This window comes from Microbacterium sp. 05N427 (assembly GCF_056397105.1).
Genome location: NZ_JBFTMT010000018.1, coordinates 20,915 through 44,259 on the forward strand (window position 1 = coordinate 20,915; position 23,345 = coordinate 44,259).

The following is a 23,345-nucleotide window of genomic DNA, read 5'->3' on the forward strand; positions in this document are numbered from 1 at the left end:
GGCCCTGGGTGAGCCCTTCTTAGACTGGTCGTCATGCGTGCGCTCACCGAAGACCAGATCCGGGCGTCGTTCCGCAATGCGGAGCTGGACGAGACCGCCGAGATCGCGATGCCGCATGACCTGCTCCTCGCGGAGTGGGACTATCTCGACTTCTTGGCCTGGCGGGATCCGATCGCATCCCGCAACGGCTACATCCTGATCGAGCAGGACGGCGAGGCGGTCGGGATCGTGTTGCGCGCCGCGGATCCGACCCGTGTGCACTCCGGGATGTGCAACCTCTGCCACACGATGCAGCCCGGCAACCAGGTCGCCCTGTTCGCCGCGCGCCGTGCGGGGGAGGCAGGGCGCAAGGGATCCGTCGTGGGCACCTACATCTGCGCCGACCTCTCCTGCCATGAAAGCGTACGGATCGTTCCTCCTCTCGCGCCCAACGAGATCCGCGCAGAGCAGCACGTCGATCGTCGCCTGGACGGCACGCATCGGCGGGTGTACTCCTTCGTCGCCTCCGTGCTTGGCGAGGTCTGACCCGCCCGCTCGCGGGGCCAGGCGCCGCTTGCCGGCGCGGCGCGCGACCCGCGACGGATGCACGACCGCGACACGGATGCACGACCGAAACGGCGGATCCGTCGTGCGTCCGTTCCCGGGTCGTGCATCCGTCGCATCGAATCTGGATCGGGGCGCCCAGGGCGGCGACGCCCGGCGCCGTTGCGTCCCAGTGTGGGCCTGAACCTCAGGCTCACGTTTCTTGAGACTCGGTGCCAACGATGGGGGCGGCGCGGGTAGGCTGAACGAGCGGCCGAGGGCCGTGCGATCACCGCCGATCCCGAAGGAGCACCATGTCCGAGCCCCTGCTCTACCGCGTCGAGGACGGCCTCGCCCGGATCACGCTGAACCGTCCGCAGCGGCTGAACGCCTTCAATGCAGAGCTCGCGCATGCGTGGGCGGACGCGACCGCAGCCGCGGTCGGCGACAGCACGGTGGGGGCGATCCTGATCGAGGGCGAAGGCCGCGCGTTCTGCGCGGGCGGCGACGTGATCGACATGGCGACGGGCATGGGCGGGAACGACGAGATCGAGCGGCTCGCGCAGGTCATCCACTCCGGGATCGCGGCACTCACGTCCTCCTCACTGCCGGTCGTCGCGGCCGCGCACGGCACGACCGCCGGCGGAGGCCTCGGGATCCTGCTCGCGAGCGACTACGCCGTCGTCGGATCCGACTCGCGCTTCGGGAGCCTCTACGCGAACGTGGGCCTCACGCCGGATCTCTCTGTCAGCGCGCAGCTGGCGGCGGCCGTCGGCGAGCGCCGCGCACTGCAGCTCCTGCTCACAGACCGCATGCTCACGGCGGCGGAGGCCGTCGAATGGGGTATCGCCGCCGAAGCCGTGGGTGAGGGTGATGCGGCGACGATCGCGGCCGCCGTGCGCGCCAGGGCGGAGGAGGTCGCGCGGTTCTGGCTGTCCGGCGCGTTCGGCGCTTATGGGCAGGCGAAGCGCCTGATCCGCTCCCGCGCGGAGCGCACGTTCCCCGAGCAGCTGGACGAAGAGGCCCGCACGATCGCCGCCGCGTTCGGCGGTTCGGAGGCGCAGGGTCTCATCGCGGCATTCGCGAAGCGGTCCGCCGGACGCTGACCGCTCGCCGCGACCTCCTCGACGGAGTCATCGCTCTGCACCGCATCGGCCTCCACAGCGCTCCGCCCCGGTGACTTCTCCCCTGATCGTGGATCCGCCCGCAGCACGCACGTCGGTGCGTGCGAGGATGAGAGCACCACAGACGGGGGATTCCATGGCGAACACGACGACATCGGCCAAGTCGGGGCCGAACACCTCACTGCTCATCCGCGGAGCGATCTGGATCGCGATCGGCGCCCTCATCGCTGCCGCCCTGGTGTGCGTCGTGTGGGTGCTCATCGGAGACCAGCAGGGGCTGATCGGCCGCGCATTCCTCACGATCGTGCTGCTCGCGGGCTTCGCGGCGATCGCGATCCTCGAGGCCAGCCTGGCGCCGAACCGTGAGGACTGGCTCGCGCTGCTCAGCATGCTCTCCTGGATCATCGCGCTGCTGGTCGGCGCCGTGAAGATCTGGCTGCCTGACGACTCCTACTTCGGCGGCGTGGAGCGCTTCTTCCAGTTGGTGCTCGTGGTCGGGATCCTGCAGCTCGCACTGCTGCACCTACGGCTGTTCCAGAAGGCGGCCGCGCGCCACGAGACCACGTTCACGCGCGCGATCGTGTGGGTGACGTACGCGTTGCTCGCAGGCCTCGTCGCGATGCTGGTCTTCTACCTGACGTTCCCGCACACCTTCCACTACGACGAGCTGTACTGGCGCATCGTCGTCGCGCTCACGATCCTCACCGCAGTGGGCACGATGCTGATCCCTCTGCTGAACGCACTGTTCGCTCCGAAGAAGCCCGCGCCTCTCGCGCCTGCGCTCATGGCCTATGCAGCGCCGGCCGCAGTCGGTTACCCCGCGGCCGAGCCGCAGCCGTGGCCTACCTTTGCCGACGGCCGCACGCCCCTGCCGATCCTCGCGGACGGCAGCCCGGACTGGAACGCGTACTACACGGGCGTGCCCTCGCCGGGGGCGACGATTCCCGGGCAGGCCCCCGCGCCGATCCCGCCCGTGCCCACGCAGTCCGCGACCGAGGCCGCCATGGCGCAGCTCGGCGTCGATGCAGCGGCTCAGCCGGTGGCCCCGGCTCCGGTCCAGGCTGCGCCCGTTGTCCCGGACGCCCCCGCACAGCCCGTCGCCGATGTCGCCGCACAGCCGACCGCGGGCGGCCACGGCCTGACGGGCGCACTGCACGCGGAATCGTCTGCGACCGACGCGGATCCGGCTGCGCCATCGACGCCGGTCGCGCCCGAGTTCCCGCCGGCACCGCCCGCCGCGCCACCGGCCGCACCGACGCCTCCGGCCGCTCAGTGATCGCGGCAGACCTCCGCGCCCTCGCGATCGAGATCGCGCTCGAGGCCGGGGAGCTGGCGCAGCGGCGGCGTGCGGAGGGCGTGTCGATCGCGGCGAGCAAGTCATCGCTGGCCGACATCGTCACCGAGGCCGACCGTGAGGTGGAGGCGCTGATCCGTGCGCGTCTGAGCGCAGAGCGTCCGGGCGACGGCTTCCTCGGTGAGGAGTCGGGCGGCGGCGAGGGATCCACGGGCATCACCTGGGTCGTCGATCCGATCGACGGGACAGTCAACTACGCCTCGGGGATCCCGCTCTACGCGGTGAGCATTGCGGCCGTCGAAGGCGGAAGCGACCCCGACCGATGGACCGCGCTCGCCGGGGTCGTGCAGTCGCCGGTCGTGGGTGAGACCTTCTCCGCCGTCCGCGGCGAGGGCGCGTTCCGGAACGGCGAGCGCCTGCGCATCGCCGAACCGGGTCCCGCGGGCGCGCTGCTCGCGACAGGCTTCGGCTATGACCCGAGCACGCATGCCGGCGACCTCGCCACGGTCGGGCGGGTGATGCCCATCGCCCGCGATCTTCGCCGCGGAGGCAGCGCCGCGACCGACCTCGCGTACGTCGCTGCGGGGCGCCTCGACGGTTACTTCGAGCGCGGCTTGAGCCCGTGGGACTACGCCGCGGGAGCCCTTCTGGTGCAGGAAGCAGGCGGGGTCTTCCTCCGTCCGGAGGCCCCCGATGTCGGACGCCGACTGAACCTCGCCGGCGGCGCCGAGCTCGTCGCGGAACTGCAGCGCAGGATCCTCGACGCCAACTGAGATCGACGGATCCGCACGCGGACACGCCCGTGTTACGGCGGAGTCGCCACGATTCGTTGGTGCGCCGAATCTTTGGTATTCTCGTCTGGTTGCCCTCTGAGGGCAGCGCGCCCCGATAGCTCAGTGGCAGAGCACTTCCATGGTAAGGAAGGGGTCGTCAGTTCAATCCTGACTCGGGGCTCGCAGTATCCATGAGGATGCCGTGCGGCAGGGTAGCTCAGCTGGTCAGAGCGCACGACTCATAATCGTGAGGTCGCGGGTTCAAGCCCCGCTCCTGCTACTTCAAACACCTCCACACTCGCGGAATGACGCGAATCCTGTGGAGGTGTTTTCATGTTGGACGAGATCAGCATGGCCAGTATGAGGCCACTTTGGTCGGTTCCGGGGCGAGAATTCGGGGTGAGTCGCCGTAGCTACCGAGGATCCTCGGAACCTACGGATCAAGCCGGGAGCGGTAGAGATCTGCACGGCGCCGCGCATGTGGTGGACATGGACACCATCGCAACGCCCGTATTCCTTACCCCGCAGCAGGTCGCCGAGAGCCTGCAGATCTCGATCAGGACCCTCGAAGACTGGCGCCTGCGCGGCTACGGGCCACCGTTCTTGCCCGTCGGCAAGCACGTCCGCTACCCCCTCATCGGTTTCGAAGCCTGGGTCGCTGCCGGGACGAAGGGCGCCGCCTGATGGCCCGTCGTCGTCTGGGGCCGGGCGAGATCGGTGGGATCAGTCTCACCAGAGTCGGGAACCGTGTCCAAGCCCGCGCACGTACACGCGACGCCGCAGGCAATATGCTCCGTGTGTCTTACACTGCCGACTCGGATGAGGCTGCCGTCGCTGGGGTAACCGCCGAAGTACACCGGGCGGCCTTCGGATCGACAGAGATCAYACGCGCGACAACACTCGCTGAACTCCTGGACCTTTGGCTCACAGACCGACGTGACGCCGTCCGCCCGCAAACGATCCGCGTCTACCAGGCGGCTGCCGACCGACTGAACCGGCGAGCCGGAGCCCTCACACTGGAGCAGCTCACCCCAGGGCGGTGCAAACGACTTCTCAGTGATGAAGCGATCAATGTCAGCGGCCACTCGGCAAAGCAGGATCGCGTAGCCCTCAGAGGTGCGCTCGACATGGCACTCGAAAGCGATGCCATCAGCCGTCACCCCGTCTCCGCCATTCCGCGCCGTGTGCGGGCCAGCAGCGAAACACGAGCGCCGTTGGCGCTCAACGTCGACCAGGTGCAAGAGCTGCGCCGGGCGGTCATTCGCCGCGAGGAGAGGGTCAAGCTTCAGCTTGCTGATGCTCGCCCGTATCTTCGATGGGCGGTGGAAGTGCAGCTCGGATCAGGTCTTCGCATCGGCGAGGTGCTCGCGCTTCGTCATCGTGATGTCGATCTCACGAACGGCGTCATCACCGTCACCGGCACGCTCGTCGACGGTGAACAATGGGAGGTCGTGCGACAGGACGTGCTCAAGGGCAAAGGCCAGGCCCGACGAATCCGTCTCCCACGGTTCGCTGTATTGGCGCTCACGGAGGCGCGCGCATCATGCACCGACGTGCCCTCCCGGCTTCCAGATGCGCCAGCCATTCAGTCCCAGGCTGGCACCGCAGTCGCAGCTCGCAATCTTCGTAGGCAACTTCGTGAACTGCGTCAGGATCGAGAACTCCTCCTATCGCTCGCGGCGACCGGGCTCAAGGCTGAGGATCTCATTCCACATCTTCTGAGGCGAACTGCGGCGACACTCGTGGCAATGGTTGACGAGGATCTGTCTGGGGCTCAGCGGCTACTCGGACATTCGGACCAGAGGACGACGAGGGATAGCTACGCGGGGGCCGCCTTCCGCGTTGTCGGTTCGGCTGAGGTGCTCGATTCGCTGCTAGGTAGTGGCCAAGGTCCCTCTCCCGGGAACACCGGTGCAGTTGGTTGAGCGGCTACAACAGCAGCGATCTAGCCCCGCGTTATAGAAAATCATAGATCCTTGGTTCTTGGTTTTCCTGTAACGTCAGATCCAGGAAAACATAGGGAACGTCATGAAGAAGAACGAGATCGTCTGGCGCACGATCGCCGACCATGCGCTGGTTCGCGAACGACGACGATGGGAATCGATCGCAGACCTCGCCTTCGAATCCGGTGTGCACGAACAGACCACGTATCTCGCCGTGCGCAAGCTTCGAGAGATCGGCGCCGTCACGATGTTCGGACGTTCAGGGATCTCGGTCACCAGTCCCGACAAGGTGGTTACCGTTTTGAGTGCCTGGCGGAACATCACGGCTGACACGGTCACACGAACCACGTTCGAGGCCATCGGGGCGCTCGCGGGCGAAGGAGTGAAGGTTTTCGCCGGCGGATTCGATGCTGCCGTCCATCATCTGGGGGGTGTGAACACCGTCGCCGACTACTCCGCGGCCGCCGCCTACGTCGGCGAAGCGGACCTCGCCGGCCGCTTGTTCCCAGAAGGGGACGACATTGCGATTGTGCGAACGGACGAACGCGCTACACAGACCTGGCTTGGCGTGGCTTCCGTGGCGCAGACTATCGCCGACCTCTTCGCGACACCAGGATGGCAGTCCGCGGAATTCCGCTACGCGATGCTGGACCGATACGTGCCACGACGGGACTGGGACCAGCGATGACCGTCATAACCGCTGACGAACTCGGGCGCCTGCAACTCCTAGTCGACAGCCTCGGATACGACCTCGAACCGTCAATCCTCATCGGTGGGTGGGCGACGAAGCTGCGTATCGGTGGTGAGGCGAGCAAGGATATCGACCTCATCATCAATGACCTAGGACTGCGCAGCAAGCTGCGGAACGAGCTCACCGACTACAGCGAGAATACCCACCATTCCGGTGGCCTCAAAGGGCGCGGCACCGTGAAGGGCGTCCATGTCGATACGTACATCCCCTACGAGTCGCAACTCGGGGACAAACTACGCCTGAAAGTCGAAGAGCTGAGCAAATACGTCGAACCGGAGCGCGTGCAAGGTTGGCTGATGCTCACCATCGACGCGCACATCGCCACAAAGTTTGCCGCGCTCCTGGACCGGCCGGACTCAGAGAAGGGCGCGAAAGACGCGCGAGAAATCGTAGGACTCTTCAAGCACAACCCCACAGCGTCCGGCGTCATCGACGTACTGCGCACCGCAACCGCGGCAAACCCGGCCGACATCGCAAGCTACGTTTCTGACGTCTTCGAACTGCTCCCGGATCGAGCGAAGCTGAACAAGAAGGAGCGCAGGGAACTCGCCAACATGAGGCGCGCCTGGGTCGAAGAGGCACTCAGGCAGAGTAGCCACGCGTCTGACGAGTTCGAGGTGCCACGCGCCCCAATATTCGCGGGACAAGCCCGGAAGCCCAAAGGATAACCGGGCAGCGCCGGCGGCCAGTTCTCAGGCCGGTCGTCCACACCGCCACGCGAAACTCTGCATTGAACGCATCGCGGCCCCGCCCCCGGCGATCCAGAGATATATCGACGGAAGCTCCTGTTGACCGGCCTGGTCGAGCTTCAAGGATGCGTCCAGGAGGAAGAGATGGTCGGCGATTCATTCGCCATGACTCGAACCGCTTTTCGCTCGAACATGCGGGGCGTCAATGAGGATCCGTTGATCAAATCCCAGTTCAAGATGTGATTCCTTGAGTGCTGTCGACCTTGATGCTACATGCAGTCGAAGTGGAGCTTTCCCTGACGAACAGTCAGCGATCCACGCTCAAGGCAGCCCCCGCGCTCATTGAGTTCTACGAACACTGGCCACAGTCTGAACGGCGCAACTAACGGCAGCACGTCGCTGTAGCACACCGAATCGGTGCACCAGCGCATGCCGAAACGCCACAACAACGCAACTGACGGTCACGTCGTTTGATAGCCACCGAGGCAGCGAAGTCGTTCACAATGACGGTCAACGCGTCAAACAGCTCGCGCCATACCGCCGCCGTCAAGCCACCTCCAGTCCGTGCTTTCGAAGGTGCAGTCTCTTCGCCCTCGCAGCCCTCCAAGGTGAAGTTCGCTGCTACCAAAAGTTCCCCACAGGTGAGACCAGGGCGAACCCCAAACCCGCGCGACGTGAATTCCGCACAGCGGCGTGGAATCGCCCGGACCTACGGAGATCGTTGGCTGGGCCGAACGTTGCTCATCGCACCACACCGGCCCACGTGAAACCTTCGACCTTGACGGCAGGAACGCGAATGAAACTGAGTCCTCGCTCGATGTTGGCAACCGCCGCAGCGCTGGCATGTATCACCGTTGGGCTCATCGGTGCTTCGTCGGCAGTTGCAACCGCGGAGCCCGCGCACGGAACATACGTAGCACTCGGAGACTCATACGCGGCCGGCCTCGGGACAGGAACCTACGATCTTGCCAGCGGCCCCTGCTTCCACAGCCCTCTCGGATATCCCGCCCTGCTCGGAGCGACCACTTCGTTCGCATGCTCGGGCGCCAAAGTTGCAGACGTCCTGGGAACAGGGACAGCTGCAGAACCATTGATCACAAACGCACTCCAGAGTGCCGAACATGTGACGCTCACCGTTGGTGGCAACGATCTCGGGTTCGTACCCACGCTGACGTCCTGCCTGTTCATGACCGACTCTGAATGCAGCGCCTACCTCCAGAGCAAGGTCGGCGCCGCGCTCAATCAGCTTCCGGCTTCACTCGACGCCCTCTACACGTCGATCCGCCAGAAGGCGCCGGCGGCTGACGTGCAGGTCGTTGGCTACCCCAGACTCTTCGACCTCACCGGAAATTGTGAACAGTCGGGAAACTGGTCGATCGCGAAGCGGACGGCAATCAACGCGATCGCCGACCAACTCGCTGGCATGATGCACCGACTCGCGGACAGTCGGGGCTTCACTTTCGTCGACATCCGGGACACGTTCAACGGGCACGGCGTGTGTGGAGGGGCGCCGTGGATCAATGGTCCGGTGTACAACAACCTGGCCGAGTCATTCCATCCGACTGCGAACGGGCAAGCTGTGATCGCGTCGGTGATCAGGTTCCGCAACCCGATGGCGAATGCGTCTGTTGATGCAACGAGTGATTCCGTCAGCACCGGAATCCGGGTCGCTGTCGGCGACAAGGTGAGCGTGACTGCGGGCGGCTCAGTCCTCTACGGCTGGGAAGGACAACCTGAATGCTCAGGCCGTCCGGAACTGGACGCCGACGGTAATCGGACCCTGGGAGCAGGCCATCTCTGCACCCCCAAACTTGACGGCTGGTCATCCCGTGCGGACCTCCCGGTAGGGACCCTGATCGGACGAGTCGGAAACGGCCCGTGGATCAAGATCGGCAAGTCCGCGACGTTTACGGCAGATGCTGCGGGAGAGCTCGTTCTGCGAGTCAACGACTCCAACTCCACCGACAACAGCGGTGCATTTGAGGCACAGATCACTACTCAAGCCGCTCCGGTTACGTCGACGCCCTAACGATCTCGAAGCAAGGACCGCGTGCGGAGCGCCGCTGTCGGGGACAGGGGCTGGAATCGCGCGTGGTCCTGTGCGCTCACGCATTGTCATCGGACGCCGTGTACAGCGGCGAGCCGACATATAGCACCGAGGTATTGAGAAGAGCGTTCTCTCAACCTGGCACCGAAGCTACGTGGCACCGGAGTCGCAGACAGAACGACGACAACGGAGGATCAGCTGTGGCGCGTCAAAACGAATCGGATGGGACCGCGGTCAGCAGTCGGCAGCGGAAGCAGATCTGGATATTTGTCACCTTCGTCGCGATCGCATTTTCAACAGTCATCGCGCTAGTCGCAATCGGACTTTCAGGAGCGCTCCGCCACCACCCTGGCGAAAGCCGTGGTGAAGCGATCAGCGAGCTTCCGACGGTCACCGTCACCAAGCATCCGGGCACGACCGCGCCGAACACACCCTCGCCGACCCCTTCGACGCAGAAGCCGGGTGCCAACGCACCCGAAAGCTCTGCAGACCCGACTGACGGAACGATGACCCTGAATCCCCGCAACAGCGGAGCCATTACCGGTTCTCGAACTGATGCGCCTGTCGGCCAATACTGGTCAGACCTTCGTGCGCAGGCAGGCATCCCGGCGCTGTCACGAACCGCTTGCCTCGATCAAGCGGCTGACAGATACGCGCAAGCCGCAGCACAAAGCGGCGGCGTCTCCGGCAGCCCAGACGTGCCCGACAACTCATGCGGCGGCAACGTTCGCTTCGGATACATGCTCGGGTTTGACCCATCAGGCGCGGGGCAAGCAAGCGCCTCGCTGACAGTGACTGGAACAGGATCATCGCCGTTGATGGCCGCCGATGTCCGCAAGTTCGGATACGCGATCACGTCCACGCATGGTGAAACCGGTCGCGTGAATGGCTACATCCTCGCGTGGGCGGTGTCCCGATGAACTTCCTTTCCTCAAAGAGCTCCGGAGAGTCCCCACTGATGAAACTCGGCCTTAGGTCTGCCGCTCTCGCGATGATTGTCATCGGGGCAGTCGCGGCCTCTGCTTTGACGGCCCAACCAATTTTCGCTGCGACGAGGACGCCAGCAGCGAAGGTGGTGTTGGACCCTGACAACAACTACTCGTGGGCGGAGTGGGACGGTGTTCGATACTCGGAGCTTCCCATCACCTCGCAAATCGCGAAAGACGTGAAGGCACAGCTAGAGGGCCTCTGCGACACCAGCGTGGTCATCACCCGTGACGCATCCCAGGACCCTGTCTCAGAGCAGACACGTGCGGACATGATGCAGGACGCAAACGTGTCGCTGACGATCGCACTCAACGGCCTCACAGGCAGACCCTGGGGAACGGCCAGCGACGGCGGAGCCATGTCGTACTCCACCATGTACTCGAGCAACGTGGCGTTCGCGCAAAAGACTCTGGACGAGTGGACCAGGTTCACGGGACGTCCTGCCGCCGGTGTGAACATGGGGGCAACCAACGGAACGGAGTACCCGTACTCAGCGTTCCGGAACTTGCCTGGCGTGTATGCGCACACGTTCTTCGGATTCAACGACCACAACTTCGACCACCCCGCGATCATGAGCTCGTACCAGGGACAGCAATACGGGTTCCAGGTCGATGCGATCGTCACGGCGATCGGGCGGCAGCTGCTGGATCAGGGCATCACCTGCGGTGACGCGAGCGCGGGGCAGTCGGCGTTCCCGGCCGTGCCGTCCGCGGCGGAGCTGGCGAATCTGTTCGGTCTCGGGTTCGCGAACTGGGCACGGTACGGATCCGACCCGGTCAACTTCGGCACCGGCAACTTCCTGCAGAAGGCGGATGTGTTCACGGTGACCGGCCCGGGAGGGTCGAAGACGCCGGTGAACCTCACGTATAACTCGATGGATTCCCGTGTCGGTGCGTTCGGCCGAGGGTGGTCTTCGCAGATCACCGGTTCGGCGCAGACGTACTCGGACGGATCCGTGCTGGTGACGTATCCGGACGGGCACACGATTCCGTTCACCCGCAACGGCGACGGCACGTACAAGCCCGTCTATGCGGGCGTGTACACGAAACTGACGAGCGACCTGGGTGCGCCGGGCGATACGACTCTCACGAGCGGCCAGGCGGCGAAGCACATCACAGCGACGGAGCCGGACACGTCGACGATGGTGTTCGCCGTGAACCCGGTGACGGGCAAGGGCGATCTGGAGAAGCGGACCGACCGGCAGAGTCACGTCTGGACCTACACGTACCAGCAGACGACGTGGACGTCGCCGGTGCCGAAGACGCAGTGGCCGGTCGCCCCGGACGGATCGTCGGGCGGGCCGATCGTGACACCGGTCACCCTCACCGTGAACGGTCCCCTCACGTCCGTGACGGAGCCGGGCGCGCAGGTGATCGGGTTCGCCATGAACGCGGACGGGCGCATCGAGAAGGTGACGCGGCCGGACGGCGCCGTGTGGTCGTTCGCGTACTCGGGCGACCAGCTGACGTCGATCACTGACCCGCTCGGGCATGCCACCGCATACGGGTACGACGACGGGAAGCGGATGACCACCGTCACAGCCGCGGACGGCGTCACGTTCGTCACGAACACTTATGACGACCAGGGCCGGGTGGTGAAGCAGGTCAACGGCGACGGGTCGATCTCRACGCTCGCGTACAACGGCAACGACACCGTGTACACCGACACGACGGGCGCGAAGACGACGTTCACCCGGGACGAGCAGGGCCGTGTGGTGAAGGTCGTCACCCCGTTGAACAACACGATCGAGACCGGGTATTCGAACTGGGACACGTCGTCGAAGAAGGACGCCAACGGGCACACGACCTCGTACTCATACGATTCGCAGGGACGGCCGGTGCAGGTGTCGCAGGCGGACGGCACGACCACGAAGGTCGCCTACACGAGCAGCGGTGACGTGTCGAAGACGACTGCTGCAGACGGCGCGGTCACCACGTACGCGGTGGATGCGAAGGGCCGGGTGACCGGAGTCACTGGACCAGACAGCGCCGTGTGGGCGTCGACCTATGACGATGCGGGCAACCTCGCGTCGCGGACGGATCCGAACGGCAACGTCACGGCGTATTCGTACGACGGGTACGGCAACCTGACCGGCATCACCGATGCCGCAGGGGGCGTGACGACGCTCGCCTACGACGCCGCGAGCCGACTCACCCAGGTCACTGACCCCACCGGAGCGGTGTCAGCATTCGCCTACGACGCGGTCGGAAACCTGACGTCGCGGAAGAACGCGGACGGTGCGACCACGACTTACACGTACAACGCAGACAACCGCCTCGCGACGGCTACGGACGCGAACGGCGGTACGACGACCTATGCGTACAACAACGGCCTGCAGGTCTCGAAGGTCACGGATCCGGCCGGGGGCGTGACCACGTACGGGTACGACAGCGAGTACCGCCGCGTCTCGGTCACGAATCCGGACGGGGGCGTGACGAAGTACACCTACAACGGCGAGGGACTGGTCACCGCGGTGACGGACCCGAACGGTGGGCAGATCCGCAAGGAGTACGACGGCAACCAGAACCTCACGAAGGTGACCGACCCGACCGGCGCGGTCACGTCGTACGCCTACGACGCGATGAACCGGCCGACAACCGTCACGGACGCGAAGGGTGGGAAGACCGCCTACGGGTACGACAAGGCAGGTCGCGTCACGAAGGTGACGAACGCGAACGGCGAAGCAACCACGTACTCCTACGACGCTGCCGGGCGTGTGTCAAAGGTCACCGATCCGACCGGTGCCGTCACGACATACGCGTATGACAAGGCCGGCAATGTGACCGGCAGCACGGATCCGCTCGGGCGGACCACGGCCACGGCCTACGACAAGCTCAACCGGGCCGTGACGGTCACGAGCCCCGCGGGCGGCGTGACCTCCTACGAGTACGACGCGGCGAGCCGGGTCGTGAAGACCACCGACGGTGCGGGGCGCACGCAGCAGTTCGGCTACGACCCGGCCGGTCAGCTGACCTCGGTGACGGACGGCGAGGGCGCGGTCACGAACTACGCCTACGACCCGGCCGGCAACATCACGGGTGTCACGGATCCTCGCGGTGGCACGATCAGCCTCGGCTACACGCCCACCAACCTGCTGGCGTCGCAGTCGAACCAGAACGGCGAGACCACCCAGTACGCATACACCGAGGCCGGGGTGCTGAAGTCCGAGACGAACCCGCTCGGCGTGGTCACCACGTACGGGCACGACAAGAACGCGAACCTCACGCAGGTCGTCGAGAACGCCAAGGTTGACGCGGCGTCCTCGGCGGACACGAACGTGACCACGACCTACGCGTACGACCCGGCGAACCGTCTCACCCAGGTGACGGACGCGAAGGGCGGCAAGACCGGGTACGAGTACGACCCGCTCGGTGCGTTGACGAAGTCCACGAACCAGGTCGGCGACACGACGAAGTACACGTACGACGCGGCGTCGCGCACCAGCACCGTCACCGACGGCAACGGGAAGAAGACCACCTATTCGCGGGATGCGGACGGGCGCATCACCAAGGTCTCTCCGTCGGACGGCAGCACAGCGTCGTTCACGTACGACAAGGCCGGGCAGCTCACGCAGATGGTCGACCCGACCGGCAAGACTACGTGGGACTACACCCCCGACGGGCTCACCAAGATGGAGACCGCCAAAGCCGGCACCGCCGACGCGAAGTCGGTGTCGTACGGGTATGACGGTGGCGGTGCGCGCACTTCGCTGACGTATCCGGACGGCACCCAGGTGGGCTACACGCTCGATGGTGCCGGGCTCGTTGCCGGGATCTCGGATCCGACCGGGACCAGCACGTATGCCTACAACGCGTCTGGGCTGTTGACGACTGCGAACCGGTCGAACGGCACGACCAGCACGTATGGGTACGACCCGACAGGGCGCATCACCGACATCCTGCACACAGGCAGCACGACGGTGAACCCCGACGCGAAGGTGGCGACGGGGACCGGTGCGAGTGCGCCGAAGGATCCGGCACCGAACACGACCGTGGCCCCGGGCGCGGGGGTGTCGAAGGCACCGACGGCCCCGACGATGGCTCCGGCAACATCGTCCCCGTCGGTCCCGACACCGAGCCCTACTCCCACCGTCTCCGCGAACGGCAACGGCACGGGGAATGGCAAGGGAAACGGTGCTGGCAACGGGTGTGGCAACGGCGGAACCACCCCGGGCTGCCCCGGCGCATCACCGACTCCCACGCCCACCCCGTCTGTGACACCCACACCCACGCCGAGCCCCTCCACCACGCCGACTCCGTCGACGCCGTCGGACGGAACGACTGGTCCGGGGTGCGGGAACGGGGGAGTGGCCCCGGGGTGCCCGATCGCGGCGCTGACCGCGGCCGACGGTCTTCCGCTGCACTTCACCTACACCTACGACAAGGCGGGGAACACCACCCAGTTCGTGCAGGCGGGAGCGRCCAAGTCGCTGACGACGGACTACGCCTACGATCCGCTCGGACGCCTGACCGGCTCCACCCGCACCGACGGAGCTAAAGCGACCTATGCGTATGACGCGAATGGCAACCAAACCACTGGCACTGACACCGATCGTCTCACCGGGCAGCTGGTCAAGTTCTCCGCGACGTACACGGCGGCGAACCAGGAGACCGACCGGACCACGACCCCGGATGCGGGACTGTCATTGGACGGCCCGGCGAAGACGGTGGTGACGAACACGTTCGACCATGCCGGGAACCTCACTGGCCAGTCGACCGCGTCGACCCGTCAGGTCAACGGCAACTCTGGTCACACCGAAACGACCACGGTGACGGCGAAGGACACGTTCGACTACGGCGGCCGGTTGCTCACCCAGACCCGGGACGATGGTCAGAACACTTCGTATACGTATGACGGACTGGGACGCACCGTGTCCCAGACTCTCCCGACCGGGCTTGATCAGAGCAAGAAGAACAAGGGCAACGGGAACGGTGCGGGTCCGCACCTGACCGGCTGTGGGATCGGGGGAACGACCCCGGGTTGCCCCGGTGTCGGTGACCTGACGATGTTCGGTGGGGCCGCGACGCGGGTGTTCAACGACGGGTTGACGCCGATCGCGTGGGCCACCTCCACGCTGACCACGGATCTCGTGTACGGACCGCAGGGCGCGGACCACCAGGTCACAACGACCGGGTCCGGCTCGACGAGCTCGTGGTTGTATCTGGACCGGCAGCGCACGGTCCGGGCCACGGCCGGGTCGGACGGTGTCACGACGAGTGCCTCGAGCTACACGGATTTCGGTGTTCTCGAGCCCGCGGCCGGCACTCTCTATGCCGGCGCGGGTACTGAGGCGGCACCTGGGCAGGAGGACAAGCTCGCAGCAATTCACCTCCCGGTCGCGACCACACGGACCCCGGTCGGCTACACGGCCGAGCAGGCCAACCCGGTTGCTGGGTTGCAGCACTACTACGCCCGCGACTACCAATCGGGGCTCGCGTCCTGGATCCAAGCCGACACCTGGGCGGGAAACCTGGCAAAGCCCGGAACGTTGAACAGGTACGCGTACGTGCTCAACAACCCCACCACGCTCACCGACTGGATGGGTAACCGCCCGTGGGACCCGGCGTACGACGTCCGCTCAGACGGACACGGCTCCTGGAACCTCCAGCCCAAGCCCGGCGTCACCACCGTAGACGGCAACACCCCGCCCAGCTTCAATTGGGCCAACCCGAGTGGACCTGCACCTGATCCCTGGGTCTCCAACGAACCCACCGGGGGAACCACGCAGGAGGGTCCATCAACCAATAGTCAGCAAAGCGACTACGCTAGCTCTGGAGGTATGTGCCCCAGTAACTGGTCAACATCCTCCTATGACTATCAGTGCGATTTCTATCTGGCCAATGGTGACAAATACCGATGGGGCAGCAATGAGGAGGCTTTCCGCTACTTTTCAAGCCATCTCGAACAGCTGTTCCCGTTTGACGCCAAGAACAACCCAAAAGTGGGCCAAGAGTTCAATCTCTGCGTAAAGACATTCATCGCATGCTTTGGTGAAGCACCGATTCGCGTCACGGAAGTTGGGTCCAACAGCCTATCGTTTACGTCATTGCCTGGACATCCGGAAGGAGCGGGCAACGTAATTACGTTCTCATTCTATGACAACGGCCGGGGGCTTCGAATCGAGGCTACCGGTCCAAACAGCCGCAACTGGTTCCAAAGCTATCTGCCGTGGTACTTTTGGAGTCGCCTTGGTTACGGCCTTGAAAGTGCGGCGCAATGAGACAGTTTAGAGTTTGGGCTGGTACGCTGGCGTTTGCTGCCTTCTCTTTCGTCTGGGCATTTCTTCTCCAGGTGTGGAGTGTCATTGTAGGCAAGGAACCTGCAAACTTTGACTGGAGTCCTGACCTCGTCTCCTCGGTCTTTCCGTTTGGGATCGGCGTAATATACATGGCACCCGTTGTTGTCTTGTCGCTACGTCAAAAGAAGCATTTCGTTCTGCGCATTGGGATTTTCATCCTGGTCTCAATCGTCGTGAAGGTTGTTGGGTCGTCAACTTTCTATGTGCCGGGACTAGTTGCCTTTGCTGTCATAAGTTCACTATTTGCCGTCGCGGTAAAGTACTTGAGTACAAACAAGGATCTTTGGTGGTATCTCACTGCGTACTGGGTGGCTGTTAGCGGTGGTTTTTGGATCGCCGTTAGCAGTGGCAACATTATCGCGCGCTTCGACTCAGCGCTCCATTGGTTGCTGCTTGTCCTGATTCAAGTTGCAATCATGGTCTTGCTTGCCTGTATTGCAGTCAAAGTGGACGGTAGAGTTCCCACGAAGTCGATAGTCAAGCTGTTGGCATTTGCTATCATTTGTTTGCTGCTTCCGTACGTCTTTCTCATTCCTGGCGTCCCGGCGGCACGGTTCTAGTGAGCGCGATTCCTCCAAATGAAAGATGATTTCTCAGCAGTGCTCTTTGGAGCTTCGTTTCTCGTTCCTGCGGACAGTCCCCGCGCTAGGCTGCTCGTTAGCGCGGCGGAAAATTCGAGAGTTCAGAAGGACCGGTCTCTCATCAGGATCGTTCCGTTCCGAAGCAGATACGTGGCCGGTGGCGATGGAGAAGGCCTCAGAGCCGCGTGGCGGGATACGGAGGAGTGGCTTTCAGATCGTGTCGCCGTAGACGCGGTAGAAAATGGCTTCGCAACCTTGAGCCGTAACGACCGCACGATCTTTTACAGCCCAGAGAACGACGTGAGCGTCGTTGTGGAGTCAAGTGGACGTGTCGTGACCGTCAGTTATGGAAAGCTACGTCCATAGGGTATTGGAACTGCAATGTGTAATGACAATGACTTGCTCGAAAGGGTCGAGCGTACGATGGCCATAATTAGGCAGGCAATCGACGATTATGACTTGCGTTCGCGAGAGTACTCGCGAACTGTCGCCAGATTGAAGGGCGCGATCTATGCACTAGAAGGTCTGGTCGGTCAGGACTGTTTCGACAAGGCGCGAAGTGAGTGGGGTCGGCTGGAGCTTGTGAATGCTGATCTGCTGTTTGACCATCGGAGCGTGATGACGGAAGAGAAGGAGAGCGTGGTTTCTGCATCGCTACGTGCGATCCGTGAACTCACCGCAACGGCCGCGTAGGGCAGCGAGCGGGGCGAGGATCCGGGAGTCTCTCCGTGGTGTGGCGCCGCCAGCGCGGTCTCGACGGACCCGCTTGGACGCCTGACCGCCTCCTCCCGCACGGATGGGGTGAAGGCGACGTACGGGTATGACGCGAACGGAAACCAGACTTCTGGCACCGACACCGATCGTCTCACCGGTCAACTGGTGCGCTTCTCCGCGACGTACACGGCGGCGAACCAGGAGACCGACCGGACCACGACCCCCGATGCGGGACTGTCGTTGGATGCTCCGGCGAAGACCGTGGTGACGAACACGTTCGACCACTCCGACACGACCACCGTCACGGCGAAGAACACGTTCGACTGCAGCAGCAGGCTCCTCACCCAAACCACCGACCTGGTCTACGGACCCCAGGGCGCGGACCACCAGGTCGCCACCACCAGCGCCGGCACGACGAGTTCGTGGCTGTATCTGGACCGGCAGCGCACGGTCCGGGCGACAGCGGGTGCGGACGGAGTCACGACGAGTGCCTCGAGCTACACGGACTTCGGTGTTTTCGAGCTCGCCGCCGGCACTCTTTACGCCGGTGCCGGAACCGAGGCTGCACCCGGCCAGGAGGACAAGCTCACTGCAATTCACCTCCCGGTCGCGACCACACGGACCCCGGTCGGATACACCGGTGAGCAGGCGAACCCGGTTGCCGGGTTGCAGCACTACTACGCCCGCGACTACCAGCCCGGACTCGCATCGTGGATCCAGGGCGACAAGTGGGCGGGGAACCTGGCACAGCCCCGAACGTTGAACAAGTACGCGTTCGTGCTCGACAACCCAGCCACGCTCGTCGATGTGTTGGGGAACCGGCCGTGCGCGTATGAGTACAACTACGGCTGCCACGACACGCCGCTCGTTATCGCGGTCAACGACAACTGCTCACCCATGAACGGGTGCGCTGTCGACCGAGGATGGGATTCCGGACCTGGTAGCGGTGAACCTATCGAATACGGACCCCAAGATGGCGGCCCCAGCTACGGACCCACACCGCAAACGGACCCGTCCAACCCAGGAAGTGACAACGGACAGTACTCCGGCAACCCCATCTGCAATCCGAGGTTCATCACGAGCGGAACCTGTCAGGTCACCGGCATCAGCCTCGATCCGAACTCCTGGTTGTTGGGCCTCGGGATCGCGGTGGGCGTCGTTGCCGCAGCTGCAATCGTCGCCTGCGTGCTCGCGACTACCGGATTTTGCGCCGCAGTCGGAGTGGGCGCCGGCGCGGCCGCAGCGGACGGCACCGCTGCTGGCATCGGTGTTGCCGGCGAAACGGCCGTTACTGCATCCGGCGGAGAGGCCGTGGCAATCGTTGCGGAGCCAACGGTCGCTGACCTCAATGCATTGGTCCCTACGGGGCCAACCTTGGGCTCATGGGGCAACCAAATTTGGGGGACAGGGATGAGCGGGGCAGCCGAACTCATCGGGGCGCGAACGGCTTCCGAGTTGTCCCAGATACCGGGATTGACTGTGGAGTCTGCAACGACGTTGAGAAACTTCTATCGTTTGGCGGTAGAAGCTGGAAAGGGAGGTGCAGCCGCACCTGTCCGAGTGGAACTGCTTAACAACATCATCAAAGTCCTGGGAGGTACTCCGTGACGAGCGTCAGCGAGCATCAGCCAAGCATCCGCTTGTCCTGTTTGGATGAAGAACAGTGTTCGATATATTTCGAACCGTGGGGAACCGAGTATGTCCTCCTGAAAGGCGATTCTTTCGTCGTCAGATCCAGTGCGTTCACCACGGGGGATGTCGAGGTCTCATACGTCACAGGAGGTATTTCTCTGACGTTCACGGTTGATGACGAAATCGAGATCCTTGATAGTTCAGGAGCGCGGCTGTCCGTCTGACCTGACCATCGGCTGACCGCCACCAGCACCGTCACAGCAAGGTCGACCTGCGGGGAACCTGACGGTCCAGTCGACGGAGTCGACTCGGCAAGTGAAGGGGAACTCCGGCAAGACGGAGACAACGACGGTGGCCGCGAAGAACACGTTCGACTACACCGGCCGGCTCCTCGCCCAGACCCGCGACGACGGACAGAACACCGCCTACACGTACGACGGCCTCGCCCGAACCGTGACCCAGATGCTGCCCACCGGGCTCGCCGACGACAAGAACGACAACAAGAAGAACGGCAACGGTGCAGGCCCGCACCTCACCGGGTGCGGCATCGGAGGCACGACCCCCGGCTGCCCGGGCGTCGGTGACCTCACGATGTTCGGCGGGAAGACCGCCCGGGTGTTCAACGACGGGCTGACGCCGATCGCATGGGACACGGGCACCCTGACCACGAGCCTTGTCTATGGGCCTCAAGGACCAGACCACCAGATCACGACCACCGGCTCCGGCACGGCGAGCGCGTGGCTGTACCTGGACCGGCAGCGCACCGTCCGCGCGACCGCGGGAGCGGACGGAGTCACAACCTCCGCGTCGAGCTACTCCGACTTCGATGTCCTCGAGCCGGCCACGGGCACGCTCTACGCCGGCGCAGGAACCGAGGCGGCCCCCGGGCAGGAAGACAAGCTCGCGTCCGTCCACCTCCCCATCGCGACCACGAGGACGCCGGTCGGGTACACGAGCGAGCAKACCAACCCTGTCGCCGGCCTGAGCACTACTACGCCCGCGACTACCAATCGGGGCTTGCGTCCTGGATGCAAGCCGAGACCTGGCGAGGCGTCGCAACCCTTGGGCAGACGCTCAACAAGTACGCGTACGTGCTCGACAATCCCGCCACGCTCACCGACTGGACTGGTACCGCCCGTGGGACCCGGCCAGCGAGTATGTCGCCGCGGCAGCAGCAATCAGCGTGCGCGGCGGGAAACGCATCGCAGAACAGATGTTCCCAACGCAAATCAGCGTGGAAGAGAACTCCCAGAGCTGACCGCAACCTCGGGGCCGAACCATCGCCCGTTCGTCTACAAACAGGGGTCCGCTCGTCGCACAGAAACGGCCACTCGTCGCATCGGGCGATGCCCGGACTCACTCGGCACGCCGCACGCGACGCTCCCTCCTAGCATGACGAGGTCGCAACGAGGCGGCGAAGAACTATGAGGAGAACTCGTATGGCAGTCGACGATTCCGGCGCACGCAGCACCGACACGAGTGGCGGTGAGACGATCCTCATCGATCGTTCGCTACCCCCTACGGCCGTGCCCGATGACGCACGCGCGAAGGAAGCGCGTTGGACGCTGTCCAAGGTCCTTCTTTGGGCGGCGATCGCTGTGCTCGGCGGTGTCGCATGGGTGATGCTCGCCATCGTTCGCGGCGAGACCGTCAACGCCATGTGGTTCGTTTTTGCCGCAGTCTGCACATACCTGATCGCCTACCGGTTCTACTCCAAGGTTATTCAGAAGTACATCACCCGGCCCGACGACCGCAGGGCAACCCCTGCCGAATATAAGAACGACGGCAAGGATTACACGCCCACTGACCGTCGAGTGCTGTTCGGCCACCACTTCGCCGCCATCGCGGGAGCCGGACCCCTTGTCGGCCCTGTCATCGCGGCGCAGATGGGTTACCTGCCGGGAACCCTCTGGATCATCGTCGGTGTTGTGTTCGCAGGGGCGGTGCAGGACTACCTCGTCCTGTTCTTCTCGATGCGTCGCGGCGGACGCACCATCGGTCAGATGGCCAAGCAGGAGCTGGGACGTTTCGGCGGAACCGCGGCAATCATCGCCTCGCTGCTCATCATGATCATCATCATCGCGATCCTCGCGCTCGTTGTCGTCAACGCTCTTGGTGAGAGCCCCTGGGGTGTCTTCTCCGTGGCGATGACCATCCCGATCGCTCTGTTCATGGGGGTGTACCTGCGCTACCTGCGCCCGGGACGCATCACTGAAGTCTCGATCATCGGGTTCGTCCTGCTCATGGGTGCGATCATCGCCGGCGGATGGGTGGCCGGAACCGACTGGGGCGTCGCGATCTTCCACCTCCCCAAGGAGACCATCGCGTGGGGCATAATCATCTACGGCCTGGTCGCCGCAGTCCTTCCCGTGTGGCTCCTGCTCGCACCACGCGACTACCTTTCCACGTTCATGAAGGTCGGTGTCATCGTCGTTCTCGCCGGCGCGATCGTGATCGTCATGCCAGCGATCCACGTCCCCGCGTTCAGCCAGTTCGCTTCAGGTGTCGCCGGGCCCGTTGTCGCCGGGCCACTCTTCCCGTTCCTGTTCGTCACCATCGCGTGCGGTGCCTTGTCCGGGTTCCATTCACTGATCGCGTCCGGAACGACCCCGAAGCTGGTGGAGAAGGAACGCCAGACGCGATTCATCGGGTACGGGTCAATGCTCATGGAGTCGTTCGTGGCGATCATGGCGCTCGTTGCGGCCGTCTCGATCGACCAGGGCATCTACTTCGCCATGAACTCCTCGCCAGCGGCTACCGGAGGCACCGTGGAAGGCGCGGTCGCCTGGGTGAACTCGCTGGGAATCACAGGTGTTCATCTCACCCCGGAGCTTCTGTCGCAGACGGCAGCAAATGTTGGTGAGGAGACGATCGTCTCCCGCACAGGAGGCGCACCGACGCTCGCCCTCGGAATCGCACACATCATGCAGCAGGCGTTCGGCGGCACCGCGTTGATGGCGTTCTGGTACCACTTCGCGATCATGTTCGAGGCGCTGTTCATCCTCACCGCTGTTGACGCGGGCACCCGTGTCGCCCGCTTCATGCTGCAGGACGCGGTCGGCACGTTCATCCCGCGGTTCAAGGACGTCACGTGGCGGCCCGGAGTCTGGATCACCACAGCGATCATGGTCGCCGGGTGGGGGTCGATCCTTATTCTGGGCGTGACCGACCCGCTCGGCGGAATCAACACCTTCTTCCCGCTTTTCGGTATCGCCAACCAGCTGCTGTCGGCCATCGCGTTCTCGGTGGTGCTGGCTATCATCGCCAAACGAGGTCGAAGCTATGCGCGGTGGCTCTGGATCGTGGCAGTCCCGCTTGCGTTCACCGCAGCGGTCACCATCACGGCATCCATGTACAAGATCTTCTCGCCGCTGCCGGCGATCGGATACTTCGCGAGCAACGGGGCATTCAGAGCGGCCCTGGCCGAGGGGAAGACCTCTTTCGGTACCGCGAAGACGGTGACGGCGATGGAAGCAGTGGTGAGGAACACGATGATTCAGGGGGTTCTCAGCGTCATCTTCGTGACGTTGACCATCATCGTGATCTTCGTCGCTGTGATCTCCGCAATCCGGAACGTCATGAAGGGTGGGGGAGAGAACCACGAGGACGCGGCCATCGCATCTCGCCGGTTCGCGCCGGACGGCCTGATCGCCACTCGGACCGAGCGTGCAATCGAGAAGGAATGGTTGGAGCTTCCCGACGAGCTGCGCCCCTCCGTTTCGCGAGGGCATTGAGTGAGCACCACAGTTGAGCGCCCGGTGCGGGGGAGGATCCTCTCCCGCGCCGGGCGCGAGCTCCGCCGGGCGGGGCGTGCAGTCTGGTGGTACACCACAAATCTGATGGGGGACGCCTCTTACGGCACCTACTCGGAGCATCATCGCATGGCTCACCCGGGTACTGAACCAATGAGCGTCCGAGAGTTCTGGCGCCGGCACTATGCCGAGCAAGACGCGAACCCGGGCTCGCGCTGTTGCTGAATATCACCCTGTG

17 protein-coding genes and 2 tRNA genes are annotated in these 23,345 nt (G+C 64.1%); all 19 read left to right on the forward strand.

The window, feature by feature from the left end; genetic code table 11:
• Positions 1-33: 33 nt before the first annotated feature.
• Positions 34-525, forward strand: coding sequence for an FBP domain-containing protein (locus AC1DG4_RS15940; RefSeq protein WP_477380280.1), 492 nt, complete (start codon positions 34-36; stop codon positions 523-525).
• Between the two features lie 311 nt (positions 526-836).
• Entirely contained in the window at positions 837-1,628 is a 792-nt protein-coding gene (locus tag AC1DG4_RS15945) for an enoyl-CoA hydratase/isomerase family protein (RefSeq protein ID WP_477380278.1), read from the forward strand.
• Positions 1,629-1,782: 154 nt separating this feature from the next.
• Complete coding sequence (locus AC1DG4_RS15950; protein ID WP_477380276.1) at positions 1,783-2,922, forward strand: hypothetical protein; 1,140 nt, start codon at positions 1,783-1,785, stop codon at positions 2,920-2,922.
• The gene (locus AC1DG4_RS15955; protein WP_477380275.1) at positions 2,919-3,713 is read left to right on the forward strand and encodes an inositol monophosphatase family protein; all 795 of its coding nucleotides are present in this window, start codon (positions 2,919-2,921) and stop codon (positions 3,711-3,713) included. Before AC1DG4_RS15950 ends, AC1DG4_RS15955 begins: the two co-directional genes overlap by 4 nt.
• Positions 3,714-3,822: 109 nt before the next feature.
• A tRNA-Thr gene (locus AC1DG4_RS15960) sits at positions 3,823-3,894 on the forward strand.
• Positions 3,895-3,919: 25 nt separating this feature from the next.
• Positions 3,920-3,993 (forward strand) — tRNA-Met (locus AC1DG4_RS15965).
• Between the two features lie 209 nt (positions 3,994-4,202).
• The gene (locus AC1DG4_RS15970) at positions 4,203-4,397 is read left to right on the forward strand and encodes a helix-turn-helix domain-containing protein (protein WP_477420261.1); all 195 of its coding nucleotides are present in this window, start codon (positions 4,203-4,205) and stop codon (positions 4,395-4,397) included.
• A 443-nt stretch (positions 4,398-4,840) separates the two neighbouring features.
• Positions 4,841-5,638, forward strand: coding sequence for a site-specific integrase (locus tag AC1DG4_RS15975; RefSeq protein WP_477420263.1), 798 nt, complete (start codon positions 4,841-4,843; stop codon positions 5,636-5,638).
• Positions 5,639-5,741: 103 nt separating this feature from the next.
• Complete coding sequence (locus AC1DG4_RS15980) at positions 5,742-6,344, forward strand: hypothetical protein (RefSeq protein WP_477420265.1); 603 nt, start codon at positions 5,742-5,744, stop codon at positions 6,342-6,344.
• The gene (locus tag AC1DG4_RS15985) at positions 6,341-7,075 is read left to right on the forward strand and encodes a nucleotidyl transferase AbiEii/AbiGii toxin family protein (RefSeq protein WP_477420267.1); all 735 of its coding nucleotides are present in this window, start codon (positions 6,341-6,343) and stop codon (positions 7,073-7,075) included. Before AC1DG4_RS15980 ends, AC1DG4_RS15985 begins: the two co-directional genes overlap by 4 nt.
• An 838-nt stretch (positions 7,076-7,913) precedes the next feature.
• A complete protein-coding gene (locus tag AC1DG4_RS15990; RefSeq protein ID WP_477420336.1) occupies positions 7,914-9,125 on the forward strand; it encodes an SGNH/GDSL hydrolase family protein in 1,212 nt (403 codons plus the stop codon).
• A 218-nt stretch (positions 9,126-9,343) separates the two neighbouring features.
• The gene (locus AC1DG4_RS15995) at positions 9,344-10,063 is read left to right on the forward strand and encodes a hypothetical protein (RefSeq protein WP_477420268.1); all 720 of its coding nucleotides are present in this window, start codon (positions 9,344-9,346) and stop codon (positions 10,061-10,063) included.
• 338 nt (positions 10,064-10,401) lie between these two features.
• Entirely contained in the window at positions 10,402-16,350 is a 5,949-nt protein-coding gene (locus tag AC1DG4_RS16000; protein ID WP_477421340.1) for a DUF6531 domain-containing protein, read from the forward strand.
• Positions 16,347-16,988, forward strand: coding sequence for a hypothetical protein (locus AC1DG4_RS16005; RefSeq protein WP_477420272.1), 642 nt, complete (start codon positions 16,347-16,349; stop codon positions 16,986-16,988). Before AC1DG4_RS16000 ends, AC1DG4_RS16005 begins: the two co-directional genes overlap by 4 nt.
• 402 nt (positions 16,989-17,390) lie before the next feature.
• Positions 17,391-17,702: a hypothetical protein gene (locus tag AC1DG4_RS16010; protein WP_477420274.1), complete on the forward strand. Its 312-nt coding sequence runs from the start codon at positions 17,391-17,393 to the stop codon at positions 17,700-17,702.
• A 108-nt stretch (positions 17,703-17,810) separates the two neighbouring features.
• Positions 17,811-19,331 carry an RHS repeat-associated core domain-containing protein gene (locus AC1DG4_RS16015; protein WP_477420276.1) on the forward strand — a complete coding sequence of 507 codons (1,521 nt, stop codon included), beginning with the start codon at positions 17,811-17,813 and terminating at the stop codon, positions 19,329-19,331.
• 375 nt (positions 19,332-19,706) lie between these two features.
• Positions 19,707-20,783 (forward strand): hypothetical protein, encoded by a 1,077-nt coding sequence (locus AC1DG4_RS16020; protein ID WP_477421341.1) that lies wholly within the window; start codon positions 19,707-19,709, stop codon positions 20,781-20,783.
• Positions 20,784-20,794: 11 nt separating this feature from the next.
• Positions 20,795-23,089 carry a carbon starvation CstA family protein gene (locus AC1DG4_RS16025; protein ID WP_477420280.1) on the forward strand — a complete coding sequence of 765 codons (2,295 nt, stop codon included), beginning with the start codon at positions 20,795-20,797 and terminating at the stop codon, positions 23,087-23,089.
• A 24-nt stretch (positions 23,090-23,113) separates the two neighbouring features.
• Positions 23,114-23,332 carry a YbdD/YjiX family protein gene (locus tag AC1DG4_RS16030; RefSeq protein ID WP_477420338.1) on the forward strand — a complete coding sequence of 73 codons (219 nt, stop codon included), beginning with the start codon at positions 23,114-23,116 and terminating at the stop codon, positions 23,330-23,332.
• Positions 23,333-23,345: the final 13 nt, after the last annotated feature.

Coding starts and splice junctions, on each gene's coding strand:
- AC1DG4_RS15940 (WP_477380280.1), top strand. CDS start 34: ATGCGTGCGCTCACCGAAGACCAGATCCGGGCGTCGTTCCGCAATGCG.
- AC1DG4_RS15945 (WP_477380278.1), top strand. CDS start 837: ATGTCCGAGCCCCTGCTCTACCGCGTCGAGGACGGCCTCGCCCGGATC.
- AC1DG4_RS15950 (WP_477380276.1), top strand. CDS start 1,783: ATGGCGAACACGACGACATCGGCCAAGTCGGGGCCGAACACCTCACTG.
- AC1DG4_RS15970 (WP_477420261.1), top strand. CDS start 4,203: ATGGACACCATCGCAACGCCCGTATTCCTTACCCCGCAGCAGGTCGCC.
- AC1DG4_RS15975 (WP_477420263.1), top strand. CDS start 4,841: ATGGCACTCGAAAGCGATGCCATCAGCCGTCACCCCGTCTCCGCCATT.
- AC1DG4_RS15980 (WP_477420265.1), top strand. CDS start 5,742: ATGAAGAAGAACGAGATCGTCTGGCGCACGATCGCCGACCATGCGCTG.
- AC1DG4_RS15985 (WP_477420267.1), top strand. CDS start 6,341: ATGACCGTCATAACCGCTGACGAACTCGGGCGCCTGCAACTCCTAGTC.
- AC1DG4_RS15990 (WP_477420336.1), top strand. CDS start 7,914: ATGTTGGCAACCGCCGCAGCGCTGGCATGTATCACCGTTGGGCTCATC.
- AC1DG4_RS16005 (WP_477420272.1), top strand. CDS start 16,347: ATGAGACAGTTTAGAGTTTGGGCTGGTACGCTGGCGTTTGCTGCCTTC.
- AC1DG4_RS16010 (WP_477420274.1), top strand. CDS start 17,391: ATGTGTAATGACAATGACTTGCTCGAAAGGGTCGAGCGTACGATGGCC.
- AC1DG4_RS16025 (WP_477420280.1), top strand. CDS start 20,795: ATGGCAGTCGACGATTCCGGCGCACGCAGCACCGACACGAGTGGCGGT.